The organism is Agreia sp. PsM10, assembly GCF_030433855.1.
GTDB lineage: Bacteria > Actinomycetota > Actinomycetes > Actinomycetales > Microbacteriaceae > Agreia.
In genome coordinates, this window is sequence record NZ_JARUXC010000008.1 from 1 (window position 1) to 16,412 (window position 16,412).

The following is a 16,412-nucleotide window of genomic DNA, read 5'->3' on the forward strand; positions in this document are numbered from 1 at the left end:
GTCGCTCTTCGACAACTCCCTGCTCGACGACATCTACGGCGGCAAGTCCAGCCTGCAGTAGAACCGACCGCCGCGGGGGGGGGGGGCCCCCCCCCCCCCCCCCCCCTCGGCCTCAGCACCGGACCACACCCCATGACACACGACACTCAGCCGGCCAGACCTGCCGGAACACAAGGAGACTTCAGGATGGATCTGCTCGAAGACAAGGCGACCGGGGCTCTCGCGGGCGCCGCAGTGGGCGACGCCCTGGGAGGAGCCGCGGAGGGCAACACACCCGAGGCCATCCAGGAACGCTACGACGGATTCATCACGGGAGTCGTGCCGCCGTTCCTCGCGGACTGGCGCAACGCCCGGCCCATCGCTCCGTATCACAAGGGCGACGGCCACATCACCGATGACACCCTCATGACAAACGCGCTCGTCGACGTCTACGACGAGGTGCGCGACCACCTCGACGCCTACGCGATCGCCGAGCAGTTCGTTCCGCGCCTCATCGGCGAACGCCAGTGGATCCCCGAGCTCGAGACCGACGCGATCCTGCTGCAGCGCATCTTCCTCGCCGAGAAGTGGCTGGTCGCGCGCATCCACTACGGCCACATCGACCCCCGCGAGGCGGGCGTCGGCAACATCGTGAACTGCGGCGCCACCATGTACGCGGCCCCCATCGGAATCATCAACGCCGGATCGCCCGACACCGCCTATGCCGAGGCCGTCGACGTGGCCGGCGCCCACCAGTCGAGCTACGGCCGCGAGGCGGCCGGTGTCTACGCGGCGGCGGTCGCCGAGGCGATGCGCGTCGGCGCGACCGTCTCGAGCGTTCTGGATGTCGCCCTACGGCTCGCGAAGGACGGCACGCGCGACGCGATCGAATCGGTCGTCGAGGCCGCATCCACCCGCAGCGACTGGCGCGACTCGCTCGCCCACCTGCGCTCGGCCGTCGAGCCGTTCGACACCGTCGGCCCGAACTACCGGGCGCCCGCCCGCGATGCCCGCATCCCGAGCCGCACGAAGTCGATCGAGGAGCTGCCCATCGCCCTCGGCATGCTCGTGGTCGGCGGAGGAGACTACAGCGAGGCCGTTCTCGGCTCGATCAACTACGGCCGAGACTCCGACTCGATCGCCGTGATGGCCGGGTCGATCGCGGGCGCGCTGCACGGGCTCGAGGCGGTTCCGGGCGAGTGGGTCGACGCCGTCACGCAGGGCAGCCGCATCGACATCACGGCCACCGGCCCGCGCATCGCGGCCGTCGCGCGTGAGGTGTTCGAGAAGGACTGCGCCCGCGCCGAGGCCCGCGCGGCCTCGATGTCGGCGCTCACGCGGGCACTCTGATGCTGCGATTGAGCTGGACCCAGCCCGAGGACCTGGTGCCGCACGCGCTGGCCGCCGCTCGCCTCGACGGGGTCGACGTGTCGGCGCTCGAGGCGGAATGGGTGGCCGCGGGCGGATCGCCGAACGCCGCCGTCAGCGGTGCCTCACCCGTGCCCGCCTCGCCCGAGCTGCGCGAGCTCGGGCGAGCGCTGCTCGCCCGCATCGACGAGTTGCCGCTTCCCGGTGCGCTCGTCGCCGCAGAGCCCGACGGCTTCGCCGCCATTCTCGACCTGGCGCCGCAGCCGCCCGAACTGCCGGCAGCCTCTGCCCGCTCGTTCGGCGACCGGATGCTCGGGGCCTGGCTGGGCAGGGCCGCCGGCTGCCTGCTCGGCAAGCCCGTGGAGAAGATCTCGCGCGAGGGCATCCGCGCCATCGCGCAGTCGACCGGCAACTGGCCGGTCTCGTCGTACTTCACAGAGCAGGGACTCGACCCGGCCGTCGCCGCGCGGTACCCGTGGAACCGGCGCAGCCGCCCCACGAGCCTCGTCGAGAACATCGACGGCATGCCCGAGGACGACGACCTCAACTTTCCCCTGATCGCCCTCGAACTGCTCGAGCGCGCGGGGGCCGACTTCACGACCGACGAGGTGGCGCTCTCGTGGCTCGCGAATCTGCCCGGAGGCCGCGTGTTCACGGCCGAGCGCATCGTCTACCGCAATTTGCTCGAGGGGCACGAGCCCGACGTGGCGGCCACGGTGCAGAACCCGTTCCAGGATTGGATCGGTGCGCAGATCCGCACCGATGTCTATGGCTGGGCGCGGCCCGGCGACCCCCACGCCGCGGCCGCGCTCGCTCACCGCGACGCATGGCTCAGCCATCGACGCAGCGGGCTCTACGGTGCGCTGTTCGTCGCGGCTGCCAGCTCCGCGGCGCTCGTCGCCTCGTCGGTGCACGAGGTGATCGCGGCCGGGCTCTCGGCGGTTCCCGAGGGCAGCCGCTACGCCGCGGCCATCCTGCGCGGCGCCGAGCTGGGCGCATCCGATCTCTCGATCGACGAGGGCCTCGACGCGCTCGCCGCCGGGTTCGGTCACCTGCACTGGGTGCACGCGCTCAACAACAGCGCGCTGCTGGCGTTCGCGCTCGTGCGCTCCGACGGCGACTTCGCGACGGCGATCTCGATCGCCGTGATGGGCGGATGGGACACGGACTCGGTGGGGGCCACCGCCGGTGCGATCGCGGGCGCCCTCACCGGAGCCGCCGCGCTGCCGCCGGCATGGATCGAGCCGCTGCACAATCGGCTCGCCACGTCGATCCCTGGCTTCGACGGCATCGGCTTCGACGAGCTCGCCGCCCGCACGGGCGCGCTCGTGCCGACCCTCGCGCAGGCCGCCCGATGAGCGTCATCGTGGTCGGAAGCGCCAACCTCGACCTCGTCTACACGGTCGAGGCGATCCCCGCGCCCGGCGAGACCGTGCTTGCGACGGGCGGCGGCCGGCATCCGGGTGGCAAGGGCGTCAACCAGGCCGTCGCGGCCGCCCGTGCCGGTGCGGCGACCACGTTCGTCGCGCTGCTCGGCGACGACGACGCGGGGGCGCTGCTGCGCGACAGCCTGCGCGGCGCCGGGGTCGTGGATGCGACGCGCGTCACCGCCGGCGAGACCGGCACCGCGCTCATCACCGTCGACGCGCACGCCGAGAACACGATCGTGGTGAACCAGGGAACGAACGCGCTGTTCACCTCGCTCGCCGACGACCAGGCGCAGCTCATCCGCGACGCGGACGTGCTCGTGCTGCAGCTCGAGATCCCCCTCGAGACCGTGCGCGTGGCCGCCGCCATCGCCCGCGCCGCGGGAACGCGCGTGCTGCTGAACGCGGCGCCGGTGCGGCCTCTGCCCTCCGAGCTGCTCGCGCTCGTCGACGTGCTGATCGTGAACGAGACCGAGGCGGCTCAGCTCGCCGGCGACGACGCGCGCGACCTGTTCTCGCGGGCACGGGCGCTCACCCGCGACGTGCCGAGCGTCATCATCACCCTCGGGTCGGCCGGTTCGGCGCTGCTGCATCGCGGCGACGCCGAGCTCACGCGGGTGGATGCTCACGAGGTCGAGGCCGTCGATACCACGGGGGCCGGCGACACGTTCTGCGGCGCCTTCGCCACCGCGCTCGACGAGGGGCTCGACATGCCCTCGGCTGTGCGCTTCGCGACCGCGGCCTCCGCCCTCTCGGTGCAGCGCGTGGGAGCTGTGCCCTCCATTCCCGATCGCAAGGAGATCGACGCTCTTGTCTCATCGCTCTGACGTCCTGCCCGCCGTCGAACCTGTTCACGACCCCGACGAGGCCAACACCAACGAGTTCGACCCGCTGGTGCCGCGCCCGATCGACCGCGCGACCGAGCTGCCGCTGACCGGCGCGCTCGATGAGGCAGTGGGCGACATCGCCAAGATCTTCGCGGCTCCCGCGGACCCGGCCGAGTGGCCCGCCTGGCGTGAGGCGCTCGCGGCCTGGCGCGCCGACGCCCACCGCCGCATCGACTACTCGGGCGCGGCCTACGACGACGTCACCTCGCGCTGGACCCAGCACTGCGCATCCGTCGCCCTCGTGTGGCTCTGGGACGAGCGGCTCTTCGACGCCGAGGCGGAGCGCTTCGACGTGCAGCGTTTCGTCGACGCGACGACCGCTTTCGGAGGTGTCGACGGCGTGGTGCTCTGGCACGCCTACCCGGTGATCGGCGTCGACGATCGCAACCAGTTCGACTACTACCGCGACGTTCCCGGTCTCCGCGAGCTCATCGCCGAGTTCCAGCGGCTCGGCATCCGCGTGTTCATCGACTACAACCCGTGGGACACGGGGACGCGCCGCGCCGACAACGACGACGCGGCAGAGCTCGCCCTGATCGTCGACGAGCTGGGCGTCGACGGCGTCTTCCTCGACACGATGAAGGAGGGCGACCGCGCGCTCGTCACGGCCCTGCGCGAGTCGTCGCCGCCGCGCGCGCTCGAGGGCGAGTCGCGTGTTCCCAACGTGCGCATCGAAGACCACCAGCTGAGCTGGGCGCAGTGGTTCGACGACAGCGAGGCGCCCGGCGTGATGCGCGCCCACTGGTTCGAGCGTCGGCACATGATGCACTCCACCCGCCGCTGGAATCGCGACCACAGCTCCGAGCTGCAGTCGGCCTTTATGAACGGCACGGGCATGCTCGTCTGGGACACGGTCTTCGGCGTCTGGGTGGGCTGGAACGCCCGCGACCGGTCGACGCTGCGGCGTATGCTGCGGGTGCAGCGCGCCCTCGGCGACGTGTTCGTTTCGGGCGACTGGGTGCCGCTCGACGGCGCCTCCGCCCACGCCCTCGAGCACGGCGTCTACGCCTCGCGCTGGTCGACGGACGAGGTCGATGTCTACACGCTCGTCAACCGCTCGGGTTCGGACTACACAGGCCCGGCCCTGACGGGCGAGCACGGCTCGGGCGTGCTGTGGGATGCGACGGCCGGGCGCATCGTCGGCCCCGAGGGCGTCGTCGTTCCCGCCCGAGGCGTCACCGCGATCGTGCGCGAGAGGGCGCGCGCGGGTACGACGGTTCCGGATGCGACATCGCCGGTTGTGGCGGAGCCGCACTCCGATGTTCTCCGCGGGCTCCTCGCCGAGGCCGCCGCGGATGCGCCCAGCGCCGACTCGAGGTTCCCCGCGCGCGAGGCCGTGCGACGGGTGCCGGCGCCGGCGCCGGTCGCGGCGGCACCTGCGGACTCGGTCGTGATCGACGCCGCGACGCACGAACTCGTCGTGCGCTTCCGCCGTCGCGAGACGGGACTCTACGGCGAGGCTCCCTACGTCGAGGAGTGGAAGCCGCTGCCGCCCCGGCTGCACGACGACCGCAGCCTCGAGGTCACGGTGGAGACCGGCCGCGTCGCCGTCGCCCGTCGCGAGGTCACCCGCGCCGAGTTCGATCGCTTCGTGGCCGACACGGGCTACGCGCCCGCGAGCGACAACCGCTTCCTGCTCGCCGCCCAGGCGGATGGCGACGCGGCGAACTGCATCGACCTCGACGACGCGCGCGCCTACGCCGCGTGGGCCGGGGCCCGCCTGCCCACCGAATTCGAGTGGCAGCTGGCGGCATCCGACCGGGCCTTCGAACGGGCAGAGCCGTGGGTCTGGAACTGGACCGAGAGCGAGCATAGCGACGGCGTCACCCGCTTCGTGCAGCTGAAGGGCGGAGCCGACTTCGAGGCGCAGGGCTCGGACTGGTACGTCGACGGAGGCCGCCGCGCGCCCGAGTTCAGCCTGAAGTACCTGCTCACGGGGCTGGGGCTCTCGAGGTCGCCGAACATCGGCTTCCGCCTCGCGTGGGACGTGGAGGACGGCGAATGAGCAGCGCGCCTCTCGATGGAGTGAGGGTTCTCGACGTCTCGACGCTCTTCGCGGGTCCGCTCGCCGCCACGTTCCTGGGCGACTTCGGGGCCGACGTGATCAAGGTCGAGCATCCGCTCAAGCCCGACGCCTCGCGCGGGCACGGGCCCGCCAAAGACGGCGTGAACCTGTGGTGGAAGACGCTCGGCCGCAACAAGCGCACGGTCACGCTCAACCTCGGCCAGGCCGACGGGGCCGCCGTGCTGCTCGAGCTCGTGCGCACGGCCGACGTGCTGATCGAGAACTTCAGGCCCGGCACGCTCGAGCGCTGGGGTCTGGGGCCGGATGCGCTGCTCGCCGCCAACCCGGCACTGGTCATAGCGAGGGTCACCGCTTTCGGACAATTCGGGCCCTACTCGGCCCGTCCCGGCTTCGGCAGCCTCGCCGAGGCGATGAGCGGATTCGCCGCGCTCACGGGCGAGCCCGACGGGCCGCCGACCCTGCCGCCCTTCGGCCTCGCCGACGGCGTCGCCGCGCTCGCCACGAGCTACGCGGTGATGGTGGCGCTTCGCTCAGCCGAGGCGACCGGCCGCGGCCAGGTGGTCGACATGGCCATCATCGAGCCCATCCTGATGCTGCTCGGCGGCCAGATCACGGCCTTCGACCAGCTCGGAACCGTGCAGGCGCGCACCGGCAACCGCAGCGTGAACAACGCGCCGCGCAACGTGTACCGCACGGCCGACGACGAGTGGGTCGCCATCTCGACCAGCTCGCAGTCCATCGCCGAGCGCGTGATGACCCTCGTCGGTCGGCCCGAACTCGTCGACGAGACCTGGTTCTCGAGCGGGCACAGCCGGGCCCAGCATGCCGACGAGCTCGACGAGGCCGTCGCATCCTGGGTCGCCGCGCGCCCCACGGCGGTGGTGCTCGAGGAGTTCGAGAGGGCCCAGGCCGCGGTCGCGCCCGTCTACGATGTGCGGGGCATCCTCGCCGATCCGCAGTACGCCGCGCTCGGCACCGTTCAGACCGTCGACGACGACGAGCTGGGCCCGGTCAAGATGCAGAACGTGCTGTTCCGGCTCTCCGAGACGCCCGGATCGATCCGGTTCAGCGGCCGGCCGCACGGCCACGACACCGACGAGGTGCTCGACGAGATCGGCATCACGGCGGAGCAGCGGGCAGCGCTGCGCGAACGGGGGATCCTGTGAGCGCCCGCGCATCCGGTGCCCGGCCTATCGTCGCCGCTCTGTACGTGCCCGGGGACCGCCCGGATCGCTTCGAGACGGCGGCGGCGAGCGGCGCGAACATGGTGATCCTCGACCTCGAGGACGCGGTCGCGCCCGAGCGCAAAGACGCCGCCCGTGAGGCCGTGCTCGACTGGCTCGCCGCGTTCAGGCCGGGCGACGAACGGCATCCGGCGCTCGCCGTGGTGCAGGTGCGCATCAACAGCGGTGAACGCGGCGACGACGACGTGCGCGCGCTGGCCTCATCACCCGCGGCGATCGAGCTGCGCGTGCCCAAGGTCGAGACGCCCGGTCAGCTCGACGTGCTCGCGGGCCTCGCCTCCGGGCTGCCGGTGACCGCCCTCGTCGAGTCGGCGCTGGGCGTCGAGAACGCCTACGCGATCGCCGCGCATCCGGCCGTGACCCGGCTCGCGCTCGGCGAATCCGACCTCGCGAGCGAGCTCGGCACACGCGCGCCCGCCGTGCTCGACTATGCCCGCATCCGGCTGCTGTACGCGGCCCGGTCGGCAGGGCTCGAGGCGCCGATGATGTCGGCGTTCCCCGACATCCGCAATCTGGATGCGCTGCGCGCCGACACCCTGCGAGGCCGCGAGTCGGGCTGGTTCGGACGGTCGGCGGTCCACCCCAGCCAGCTGCCCGTCATCCACGAGGCGTTCGCCCCGACCGACGCCGAACTCGACTGGGCCCGCGAGGTCCTCTCCGTCGGCGAGGCCGGGGGAGTCTCGACCCTCGCGAGCGGCGAGATGGTCGACGCGGCCATGCTCGGCCGGGCGCGGTCGATCCTCCGCGCGGCGGAGCCCTTCGCCTGACCCTGTCGCCTGATCCTGTCGTCTGACCCGAACCATCCAGCACCATCCAGAGAGGCAACACAATGATGTGGACGTCGAAGACCGCGGCCGTGGCCGCGCTCGCACTCACGGGGGCGGGCATCCTCGCCCTTCCCGCCGCCCCGGCCCAGGCGGCCGGCAGCACCTTCGAGGAGGGTTCGTTCGAGAGCTCGGCCATCGGCGGTCCCGTGGATTACACGGTCTACCTGCCCGAGGGCTATGACGCATCGGGTGCCACGCGCTATCCGACGCTCTACCTGCTGCACGGCCGCGGCGACACGCAGGCCGCGTGGAAGCAGGTCGGCCCCGACCTCGACGAGCTGATCGCGGCCGGCAGCATCCCGCCGATGGTCGTCGTGATGCCGGATGCGCCGTGGAACGAGCGCGGAAACTACTACGTCGACTCGCAGTACACCGGGGGTGCGACGCCCGGTGTCGCCGTCGAGACCGCGTTCACGACCGAGCTCATCCCCACGATCGATCAGAAGTACGCCACGATCGACGACCGCGCATCGCGCGTCGTGGGCGGCTACTCCATGGGCGGCGCGGGCGCGCTGCGCTACGCCACCGCGCACCAGGACCTCTTCGCCAACGCGCTCATCCTGAGCCCGGCCGTGTACGTGCCGACTCCGCCGGTCGACTCGTCGGCGCGCGAGTTCGGGGCCTACGGCGTGGGCGACCAGGTCTTCGACGAGCAGCGCTACCTCTCGCTCAACTACCCCGCGACGTTCGCCGCGTTCGACCCGGCGTCGCCGCTGCACCTGTTCATCGCGGTCGGCGACGACGAGTACGTGAACCCCGACCCGGCCGATGCGAACCACGACATCGACTACGAGTCGGCGACGCTCTACAACGCGGCCAAGCGCGTGCCCGGGATCACCGCGGAGTTCCGCGTCTACAACGGCGGGCACGACTGGGGCGTATGGCGGGAGGGGTTCCGCGAGGGCATCCAGGACATCGCGGGCTACCTGCAGACCACGCCTCGTGCACCCTTCGAGGGAACGCAGCTCGGCACCGCCGGCGACGACCGCGCCGGGGGAGTGCTCGCGCTGACCGACGGCGGCGGAGTGCAGGCCGTGAACGCGGCGGGAGCGCTCGGCGGCGTCGGCGGTGCCGGTGGTCTCGACATCGTGCTGCAGCGCTTCGCGGCCGACGGCTCGGAGGTGTGGTCGAGCGCCATCGCGTCCGCGCTCGACGACCGCGCCTACGGTGTGGTCGCCTCCGCCGACGACTCGGTGATCGTGGGCGGCTACTCGAAGCGCGACCACGCGGGCGCCGTGAACGACGACGTGCTCGTCGCCCGGGCCGGCGGCGACGGAACCGTGCTGTGGCAGACATCCATCGGATCGGCCTCGGCCGCCGACCGCGCCTACGGCGTCGCGGCCGACGGCGCCGACGGCGCCTACCTCGCGGGCTACACCTCGGGAACCCTCGAGGGCGAGTCGAGCGCGGGCGACAAGGACGCGATGATCACGCGGGTGGATGCCGATGGCCGGGTCGCGTGGTCGCATCAGGTCGGCAGCACGGGAGAGGACAAGGCGTTCGCGGCGGCCCTGGCGAGCGACGGCGGTGTCTACGTGGCCGGAACGGCCGGGGCGTCGATGCCCGGGGCGTCGGGCTCGGGCGGCTACGACGCGTGGATCGCGAAGTACTCGGCCGATGGTGCTCGGGAGTGGCTGCAGCAGTTCGGCACCGAGGCGGGCGACCAGGTCAGTGCCCTGCTCGCGACTCCCACGGGAGTGGTCGTGGCCGGCTTCACCGGGGGCTCGCTCTCGGGAGCCACGGCCGCCGGCGGCAACGAGGCCTTCGTGCGCTCGTTCGATGCGAGCGGCACAGCCCTCTTCACGACGCAGCTCGGAACGGCCGACGATGACAGGGGCGCGGCCCTGGTCGCCGGCGCCGACGGCGGCGTCGTGCTCGTCGGCCACACAGCGGGGCGCTTCGCCGAGGGCGGCGCCGGCGGAGTCGACGTGTTCACCGCGACGCTCGACGCATCCGGTGCCGAGACGGCGCGCAGCCAGTTCGGAACCCCGCAGCGCGACGGCGCCGACGAATACGACGAGGGCAACCTGTTCGCGTCGGCGCGTGGAGACGGAACCGCCTTCGTTCAGGGGCTCACCTACGGGGCCGTCGACGGGGCATCCAATGCCGGGTCGGGAGACGTGTTCCTCACGACGATCGAGGTCGGGGTCGACGCCACGGTGCCGGGCGAGGGCGGGTCGCCCGGTGCGGGCGCCGGTGCCGGTGCGGGCTCGACGCCGGTCGGGGGCTCGGGCGTGGCCGGCATGCTCGGCCTCACGGGCATGGATGCGACGGCACGGCTCGCGCTCGCCGGCATGCTGCTGCTGCTCGGCGCGACCGCGGTGCTGGTGCGCCGCCGAGTTCGCGCGCAGGCGCAGCGTCACTGACCGGGGCTGCCCTTCGACAGGCTCAGGGAACGAGACCGCACCGGTACCCTCGGTAGATGCCCACCTCGCTCCGCACTCTGCTCGCGGATGAGCGCTTCCACCTGCGCCTGCTCGCGGGCGAGAAGCTGGCGCAGCTCGACGCTCCGATCGCCTGGGTGCACAGCTCCGACTTCCCCGATCCGACGCCGTGGCTCGAGGAGGGGCAGCTGCTGCTGACCGACGGCGACCAGATGCGTCCGGGAACACCCGACGCCGACATCGACGCCTACGTCGCCCGCCTCCGCGACCGCGGAATCCTGGGCCTGGGGTTCGCCACGAGCATCATCCACGACGACGTTCCGCCCGCCCTCGTGCGCGCCTGCGAGACCCGCGGCATCCCGCTGTTCGAGGTGGCCGACCGCACGCCGTTCATCGCCATCATCCGCGCGGTCGCCGACGTGATCGCCCTCGACGAGCGCGAGCGCCTCGAGTGGTCGCTCGACGCGCAGCGCTCGATCGCCCTCGCGGCCCTGCGCCCCGACGGCCTCGAGGCGATCCTCGCCGAGCTCGAGCGCCGGCTCGGCTGCTGGGTCGTCCTGTTCGACAGCCTGGGCGACGAGGTGCGATCGTCGCCCCAGCGCAGCATGCCGGCGTCGCTGCACGACGCGGTGCAGGATGCCGTGGGCCAGGTTCTCGCGAAGGGATCGCGGGCGGGGGCCAGGCTGAGTGCCGCCGACGGCGGCGTCGTCCTGCAGACGCTCGGCAGCGGCGGCAGCCTGCGCGGGGTGCTGGCACTGGGAACCCTGGCGCCCCTCGACGGCGCGGGAGCCGACCTTGTGACGAGCGTCATCGCGCTCGCGTCCATCGCGCTCGAGCAGAGTCGCGCGCTCGAGGGTGCGCGCCGCGACCTGCGCAGCGGTCTGTTCGAACTGCTGCTCGAGGGCAACGTCGAGGGAGCCCAGAGAACGGCCCGCAGGCTGTGGGGCGATCTACCGGCGGAGCCGCTGACCGTCACGGTCGCCGCAGCCGCCGATGTGCCCGAGTCCCTGCTCACCGAGCTGGAGCTCCTGGCGGAGCGTCGTCGGGGCACGGTGTTCTTCGCCGAACGCGACGACGAGCTCGTGCTGGTGGCGTCGTCGGCAACGGGTGCTCTCCCTCCGCAGTTCGATCGTCTCTCGATCAGGTCGGGCACCTCCGCGCCCGTCGCCTGGACCGAGCTGACCCGGGGCCTCGCCGAGGCCCGCCGCGCCTTGTCGGTCACGACGCCGGAGCGTCCGACGGCCGCGTTCGGGGAACTCGCCGGATCGGGCATGCTGGGCGTTCTCGCCCGGGCCGGGGCCCAGGATGTCGCGGCGCGCGTGCTCGAGCCGCTCACGGCATCCGGACGGGGTGATGTCGACGTGCTGCTCGCCAGCGCCGCCGCCTGGCTCGACGCGAACGGGGCGTGGGACCCGGCGGCGAAGGCGCTGGGCGTGCATCGGCACACGCTGCGGGCGCGCCTCGCGATCGTGCAGCAGCTGCTCGGCCTCGACCTCGACCGCTTCGCCGACAGGGCGGAGCTGTGGGCCGCCCTCACCTTCGCGGAGCCGCCCCGCCCCGTTCCCTGAGCTTGTCGTTCCCTGAGCTTGTCGAAGGGCGGCCTGTGCGGCCGCCCGACGCGCTAGTTCTGGGGGAAGCCCAGGTTGATTCCGCCGTGCGACGGGTCGAGCCACCGGCTGGTCACGGCCTTCTCGCGGGTGAAGAAGTCGAAGCCGTGCACGCCGTATGCCTTGTTCGAGCCGAAGATCGAGTCCTTGAATCCGCCGAACGAGTAGTACGCCACGGGCACAGGAATCGGCACGTTGATGCCGATCATGCCCACCTCGATCTCGTTCTGGAAGCGGCGCGCGGCCCCTCCGTCGTTCGTGAAGATCGCGGTTCCGTTGCCGAAGGCACCGTTGTTGATGAGCGCCACGCCCTCCTCGTACGACGACACCCGAACCACGGACAGCACCGGTCCGAAGATCTCCTCTGTATACGCGCGGGAGGTGACGGGCACGTTGTCGAGGAGCGTCGGGCCGAGCCAGAATCCCTCGGCCGCACCGTCGACCTCGATGCCGCGTCCGTCGACCACGACCGTCGCGCCGTCGGTCGCCGCGATGTCGATGTAGCCGGCCACCTTGTCGCGGTGCGCCTCGGTCACGAGCGGACCCATGTCGCAGTTGCGTCGACCGTCGCCGGTCTTCAGCGTGGACATGCGCTGCGTGACCTTTTCGATCAGTTCGTCGGCGACCGGCTCGACCGCCACGACCACCGAGATGGCCATGCAGCGCTCGCCCGCTGAGCCGAAGCCGGCGTTGATCGCCGCGTCGGCGGTGAGGTCGAGGTCGGCGTCGGGCAGCACCAGCATGTGGTTCTTCGCGCCGCCGAGAGCCTGCACGCGCTTGCCGTTCTTGGCGGCCGTCTCATAGATGTACTGGGCGATCGGCGTGGAGCCCACGAACGAGATGCTCTTCACATCGGGGTGCTCGAGTAGGCCGTCGACCGCGACCTTGTCGCCGTGCAGCACGTTGAACACGCCGTCGGGCAGTCCCGCCTCGGTGAAGAGCTCGGCGAGCCAGTTCGCCGCCGACGGGTCTTTCTCGCTCGGCTTCAGCACCACCGTGTTGCCCGCCGCGATCGCGATCGGGAAGAACCACATCGGCACCATGGCCGGAAAGTTGAACGGGCTGATCACGCCGACGACGCCGAGCGGCTGCCGCAGCGAGTACACGTCGACACCGGTCGACACGTTCTCGGAGTATTCGCCCTTGATGAGGTGCGGGAATCCGGTGGCGAGCTCGACGACCTCGAGGCCGCGGGTGATCTCGCCCAGGGCGTCGGAGAGCACCTTGCCGTGCTCCGACGTGAGGATGTCGGCGAGTTCGGCTTTGCGCGACGCCAGCAGCTCGCGGAACGTGAAGAGAACCTGCTGCCGCTTCGTGATCGACGTGTCGCGCCAGCCGGGGAATGCCGCCTTCGCGCTCGCCACGACCGCGTCGATCTCGGCCTGGTCGGCCAGGGCCACCTGCTTGGTCACCACACCGAGGGCCGGGTCGTACACGGGGGCGGTGCGGCCGGATGTCGACAGGTACTCGGCGCCGTCGACCCAGTGATGCACGATGGGCTGATTCTCGGTGGTGTCGGTCATTGAACTGCTCCTCTTAGTCGATAGAGAGGCCACGGCCGGAGCCGCCCCTGCAGTCACGCTACCGCCTGATCGGTCTCCGGTGCAGTGCGGATCTGTCCAATCCGGGCCGCTTCGTTCGCCGTTGTGGCGGGTCGTTGCCGGGAGGTCGAGAGCTAGGCGAGCCCGTCGCAGTATGCGTCGGCGATGGCGGCCAGCTTCTCGCGCGGCACCTGCAGTTTGCTCATCTGGATGAGGCCCTGCGACACGAGGATGATCTGCGCTGCCAGCACCTCTGCAGCTCGTGCCTGGGGTGACGTCTCGTGCGCGTCGGCCAATCGCTCGGAGACCAATCGCTCCATCGTGTCGGTCGTCGTGCGGCACAGCTCGATGACCCGAGCGTCTCTGCCGCCGAATTCGGCGACGCTGTTGAGCATGAGGCATCCGCGTCGGTCTCGCTGGTCAGAGCAGTCGGCCACGATCACGTCGAAGAACTCGCGGATCGACTCCGCTGCCGTGCTGCCGACCGACATGGCCGCGCTCACGATGTCGATGCGTGTCTGGCAGTACGACTCGAGAATGGCGAAGAAGAGATCGAACTTGCTGCCGTAGGCGGCATAGATGCTGCCGTTGCCGACCCTGGTGGCCGCCGAGATGTCGCCGATCGACGTGTTCGCGAATCCATTGCTCCAGAACAGCTCGCGTGAGGCATGGCGCAGCATCTCATCGTCGAACTCCCGGGTACGAGCCATCGTGGTAGTTTACCAAGCCCGTGTGCCGTGTGCGCACTCTCAGGCGGCTTCCGCCGAGGAGGTGTAATGTGCCCGATCCTCCCGTGCCTAAAATGAGGGGCATGTGGGGTCACGGCGAGAGAGGGAGCACGTCGCCCTCGTCGAGCCCGGCGCCCTCGTCGAGCACAGGCTCCGACTCCTCCGCGACAGCCGGTGACCGCATCTGCCCCGCCTGCGGCGCGCGATCGGTCGACGCCGCGAACTTCTGCTTCCAGTGCGGGGCTGCGCTGCCGGGCACGGCAGACCCGCAGCCCGCCGAACGACGCTTCACGAGCATCCTGTTCGCCGACCTCGTGGGCTTCACCGAACTCGCCGAGCGCACCGACGCCGAAGACGTACGCGAACTGCTCTCGGGCTACTTCGCCCTCTGCCGCAGCACGATCGAATCGCTCGGCGGTGTCGTCGAGAAGTTCATCGGCGACGCCGTGATGGCGGTCTGGGGTGCGACCCGCACCCGGGAGGACGACGCCGAGCGTGCCGTGCGCGCCGCCCTCGAACTGACGCGGGCCGTGGGGGACTACGGTCGGGCATCCGGCATGGGCGCCCTCGCCGTGCGCGTCGGCGTCGTGACCGATGAGGTCGCCGTCGTGCTCGGGGCGGCCGGCGAGGGCATGGTCACCGGTGCCGCCGTCAATCTGGCCGCCCGTCTGCAGGGAGCGGCCGCTCCCGCGACCGTGCTCACCGACGTGCACACGCGCACCCTCACCGTGGATCGCATCGACTTCGGACGCGAGATCCGCATCGCGATCAAGGGGATCGCCGACGAGGTGCCGGCCTACCCCGCGCTCCGCGTCATCTCCGAGACCGGATCGGGCGCGGCGCCCGCCGCCGAGATCCTCACCACGCTGGTCGGGCGCGATGCCGAGCGCGACGTGCTCACCGCATCCTTCGACCGTGTCGTGGCCACCGGCCGTCCGCACGTCGCGGTCGTCTCGGCCGACGCCGGCGTGGGCAAGAGCCGCCTCGTACTCGAACTGCGCGACCACCTCGACCACGTGCCGATGGCCATCATGTGGCACTCGGCGCGCTGCCTCTCGTATGGCGAGGGCGTCTCGTACTCGGCGCTGTCGTCGGCCGTGCGCTCGCGCATCGGCTCGGTCGAGGGCGAGAGCGAGGCGGTGGCGCTGGGTCGCCTGCGCACCAAGCTCGTGAGCTGGACGCCGGCGAACTCGACGCAGCTCGACGATCTCGACTGGATGTGCGAGCGCCTCGCGCCGCTGCTGGGCGCCGATGCCCACGGCGCTCCGCTGCTGAACTCCGGTTCCGCGGGCTTCGGTCGCGACGAGTACTTCGCCGCGTGGTCGCTGTGGTTCGAGCGGATGTCCGCCGGAGAGAACGCTCCCGTCGTCTGGGTGATCGAAGACGCCCACTGGGCCGACGACGGCCTTCTCGACTTCGTGGAACATCTGCGCAGAGAGAACCCCGCACCCGTGCTGGTCGTGATCGTCACTCGACCAGAGCTGCTCGTGCGCCGGCCCGCCGTCGGCCTGGGCGAGAACACCACGCTGCTCGAGCTCTCGCCGCTCGACGAGGAGTCGATCGTCGCGCTCATCGCCGGGCTCGCCCCCGAGCTGCCCCGCGACGTGCTGCACCTGCTCTCCGCCCGCGTCGGCGGCGTTCCCCTCTACGCGCGCGAGCTGCTGCGCAGCCTCGTCGACGACGGCCTGCTCGAGGACACTCCCCAGGGCCTCCGACTCGCCCCGGGAATCAGCGCCCGGATGCTGGCCGACGCCGAGCCCCCTGCCAGCCTGCGCGTGCTCATCGCGTCGCGCCTCGACGCGCTCGAGCCGGGTGCGCGGCTGGTGGCCCAGCTCGCCGCGGTGCTCGGATTCTCCTTCTCCATGCCCGCGCTTGCTGCGGTGTCGCGGCGCTCGCCGGGCGACCTCGCCGCCGACGTCGCCACGCTCGAGACCCGCGGCATCCTCATCTCGATCACCGACCCGCTGTCGTCGGAGCGAGGGCAGTACGTCTTCAGCCACCCGCTGATCCGCCAGGTGGCCTACGAGATGCAGTCGCGCAGGTCGCGCAGCGAGCGGCACCTCGCCACGGTCGACTTCCTCGAGAGCGCGCCCGACGAGGGATCGCGGGCCGCGGCTGTCATCGCCCAGCACCTCGTCGACGCACTGCAGCTGCAGACCGCACCCTCGGCATCCACCGAATCGGCCGCGCGCCGCGCCGTTCACTGGCTGCTGGCCGCAGCGGATTCGGCCCGACGGCTCGGCGCGGCGACCGCGGCCACGCGCCTCTACGAACAGGCCATCGACGTGTGGCCGCTGGCGAATCCGGCCGGACGCGACGCCGACGGGCGCACCGTGCGCGACCTCGAGGAGCTCGCCCGCGAGGTGGCCACGTCGCCGGCCGGCACGTGACCGT

11 protein-coding genes are annotated in these 16,412 nt (G+C 71.5%); 9 read left to right on the forward strand and 2 right to left on the reverse strand.

The window, feature by feature from the left end; genetic code table 11:
• Positions 1-186: 186 nt before the first annotated feature.
• From QCD70_RS11435 to QCD70_RS11470, 8 genes are all read left to right on the forward strand, one after another.
• The gene (locus QCD70_RS11435; RefSeq protein WP_301216285.1) at positions 187-1,329 is read left to right on the forward strand and encodes an ADP-ribosylglycohydrolase family protein; all 1,143 of its coding nucleotides are present in this window, start codon (positions 187-189) and stop codon (positions 1,327-1,329) included.
• Positions 1,329-2,705 (forward strand): ADP-ribosylglycohydrolase family protein, encoded by a 1,377-nt coding sequence (locus QCD70_RS11440; protein WP_301216287.1) that lies wholly within the window; start codon positions 1,329-1,331, stop codon positions 2,703-2,705. The genes QCD70_RS11435 and QCD70_RS11440 overlap by 1 nt, the downstream gene beginning before the upstream one ends.
• Entirely contained in the window at positions 2,702-3,601 is a 900-nt protein-coding gene (locus QCD70_RS11445) for a ribokinase (RefSeq protein ID WP_301216289.1), read from the forward strand. Before QCD70_RS11440 ends, QCD70_RS11445 begins: the two co-directional genes overlap by 4 nt.
• Positions 3,585-5,666, forward strand: coding sequence for an SUMF1/EgtB/PvdO family nonheme iron enzyme (locus tag QCD70_RS11450; RefSeq protein ID WP_301216291.1), 2,082 nt, complete (start codon positions 3,585-3,587; stop codon positions 5,664-5,666). Before QCD70_RS11445 ends, QCD70_RS11450 begins: the two co-directional genes overlap by 17 nt.
• Positions 5,663-6,853, forward strand: a complete 1,191-nt coding sequence (locus QCD70_RS11455) for a CaiB/BaiF CoA transferase family protein (RefSeq protein WP_301216293.1) — start codon at positions 5,663-5,665, stop codon at positions 6,851-6,853. Before QCD70_RS11450 ends, QCD70_RS11455 begins: the two co-directional genes overlap by 4 nt.
• Entirely contained in the window at positions 6,850-7,698 is an 849-nt protein-coding gene (locus QCD70_RS11460) for an HpcH/HpaI aldolase/citrate lyase family protein (protein ID WP_301216295.1), read from the forward strand. Before QCD70_RS11455 ends, QCD70_RS11460 begins: the two co-directional genes overlap by 4 nt.
• A 62-nt stretch (positions 7,699-7,760) precedes the next feature.
• The gene (locus QCD70_RS11465) at positions 7,761-10,124 is read left to right on the forward strand and encodes an alpha/beta hydrolase-fold protein (RefSeq protein WP_301216297.1); all 2,364 of its coding nucleotides are present in this window, start codon (positions 7,761-7,763) and stop codon (positions 10,122-10,124) included.
• Positions 10,125-10,180: 56 nt separating this feature from the next.
• A complete protein-coding gene (locus QCD70_RS11470) occupies positions 10,181-11,710 on the forward strand; it encodes a PucR family transcriptional regulator (RefSeq protein WP_301216299.1) in 1,530 nt (509 codons plus the stop codon).
• Positions 11,711-11,763: 53 nt separating this feature from the next.
• On the opposite strand, the gene QCD70_RS11475 is transcribed toward QCD70_RS11470, so the two are convergent.
• Both QCD70_RS11475 and QCD70_RS11480 read right to left on the reverse strand, forming a co-directional pair.
• Positions 11,764-13,272: a CoA-acylating methylmalonate-semialdehyde dehydrogenase gene (locus QCD70_RS11475; protein WP_301216301.1), complete on the reverse strand. Its 1,509-nt coding sequence runs from the start codon at positions 13,270-13,272 to the stop codon at positions 11,764-11,766.
• A 152-nt stretch (positions 13,273-13,424) separates the two neighbouring features.
• Positions 13,425-14,000 carry a TetR/AcrR family transcriptional regulator gene (locus tag QCD70_RS11480; protein ID WP_301216302.1) on the reverse strand — a complete coding sequence of 192 codons (576 nt, stop codon included), beginning with the start codon at positions 13,998-14,000 and terminating at the stop codon, positions 13,425-13,427.
• 101 nt (positions 14,001-14,101) lie between these two features.
• Between QCD70_RS11480 and QCD70_RS11485 the strand changes: the two genes are divergently transcribed.
• Positions 14,102-16,408 carry an adenylate/guanylate cyclase domain-containing protein gene (locus QCD70_RS11485; RefSeq protein ID WP_301216304.1) on the forward strand — a complete coding sequence of 769 codons (2,307 nt, stop codon included), beginning with the start codon at positions 14,102-14,104 and terminating at the stop codon, positions 16,406-16,408.
• Positions 16,409-16,412 lie beyond the last annotated feature (4 nt).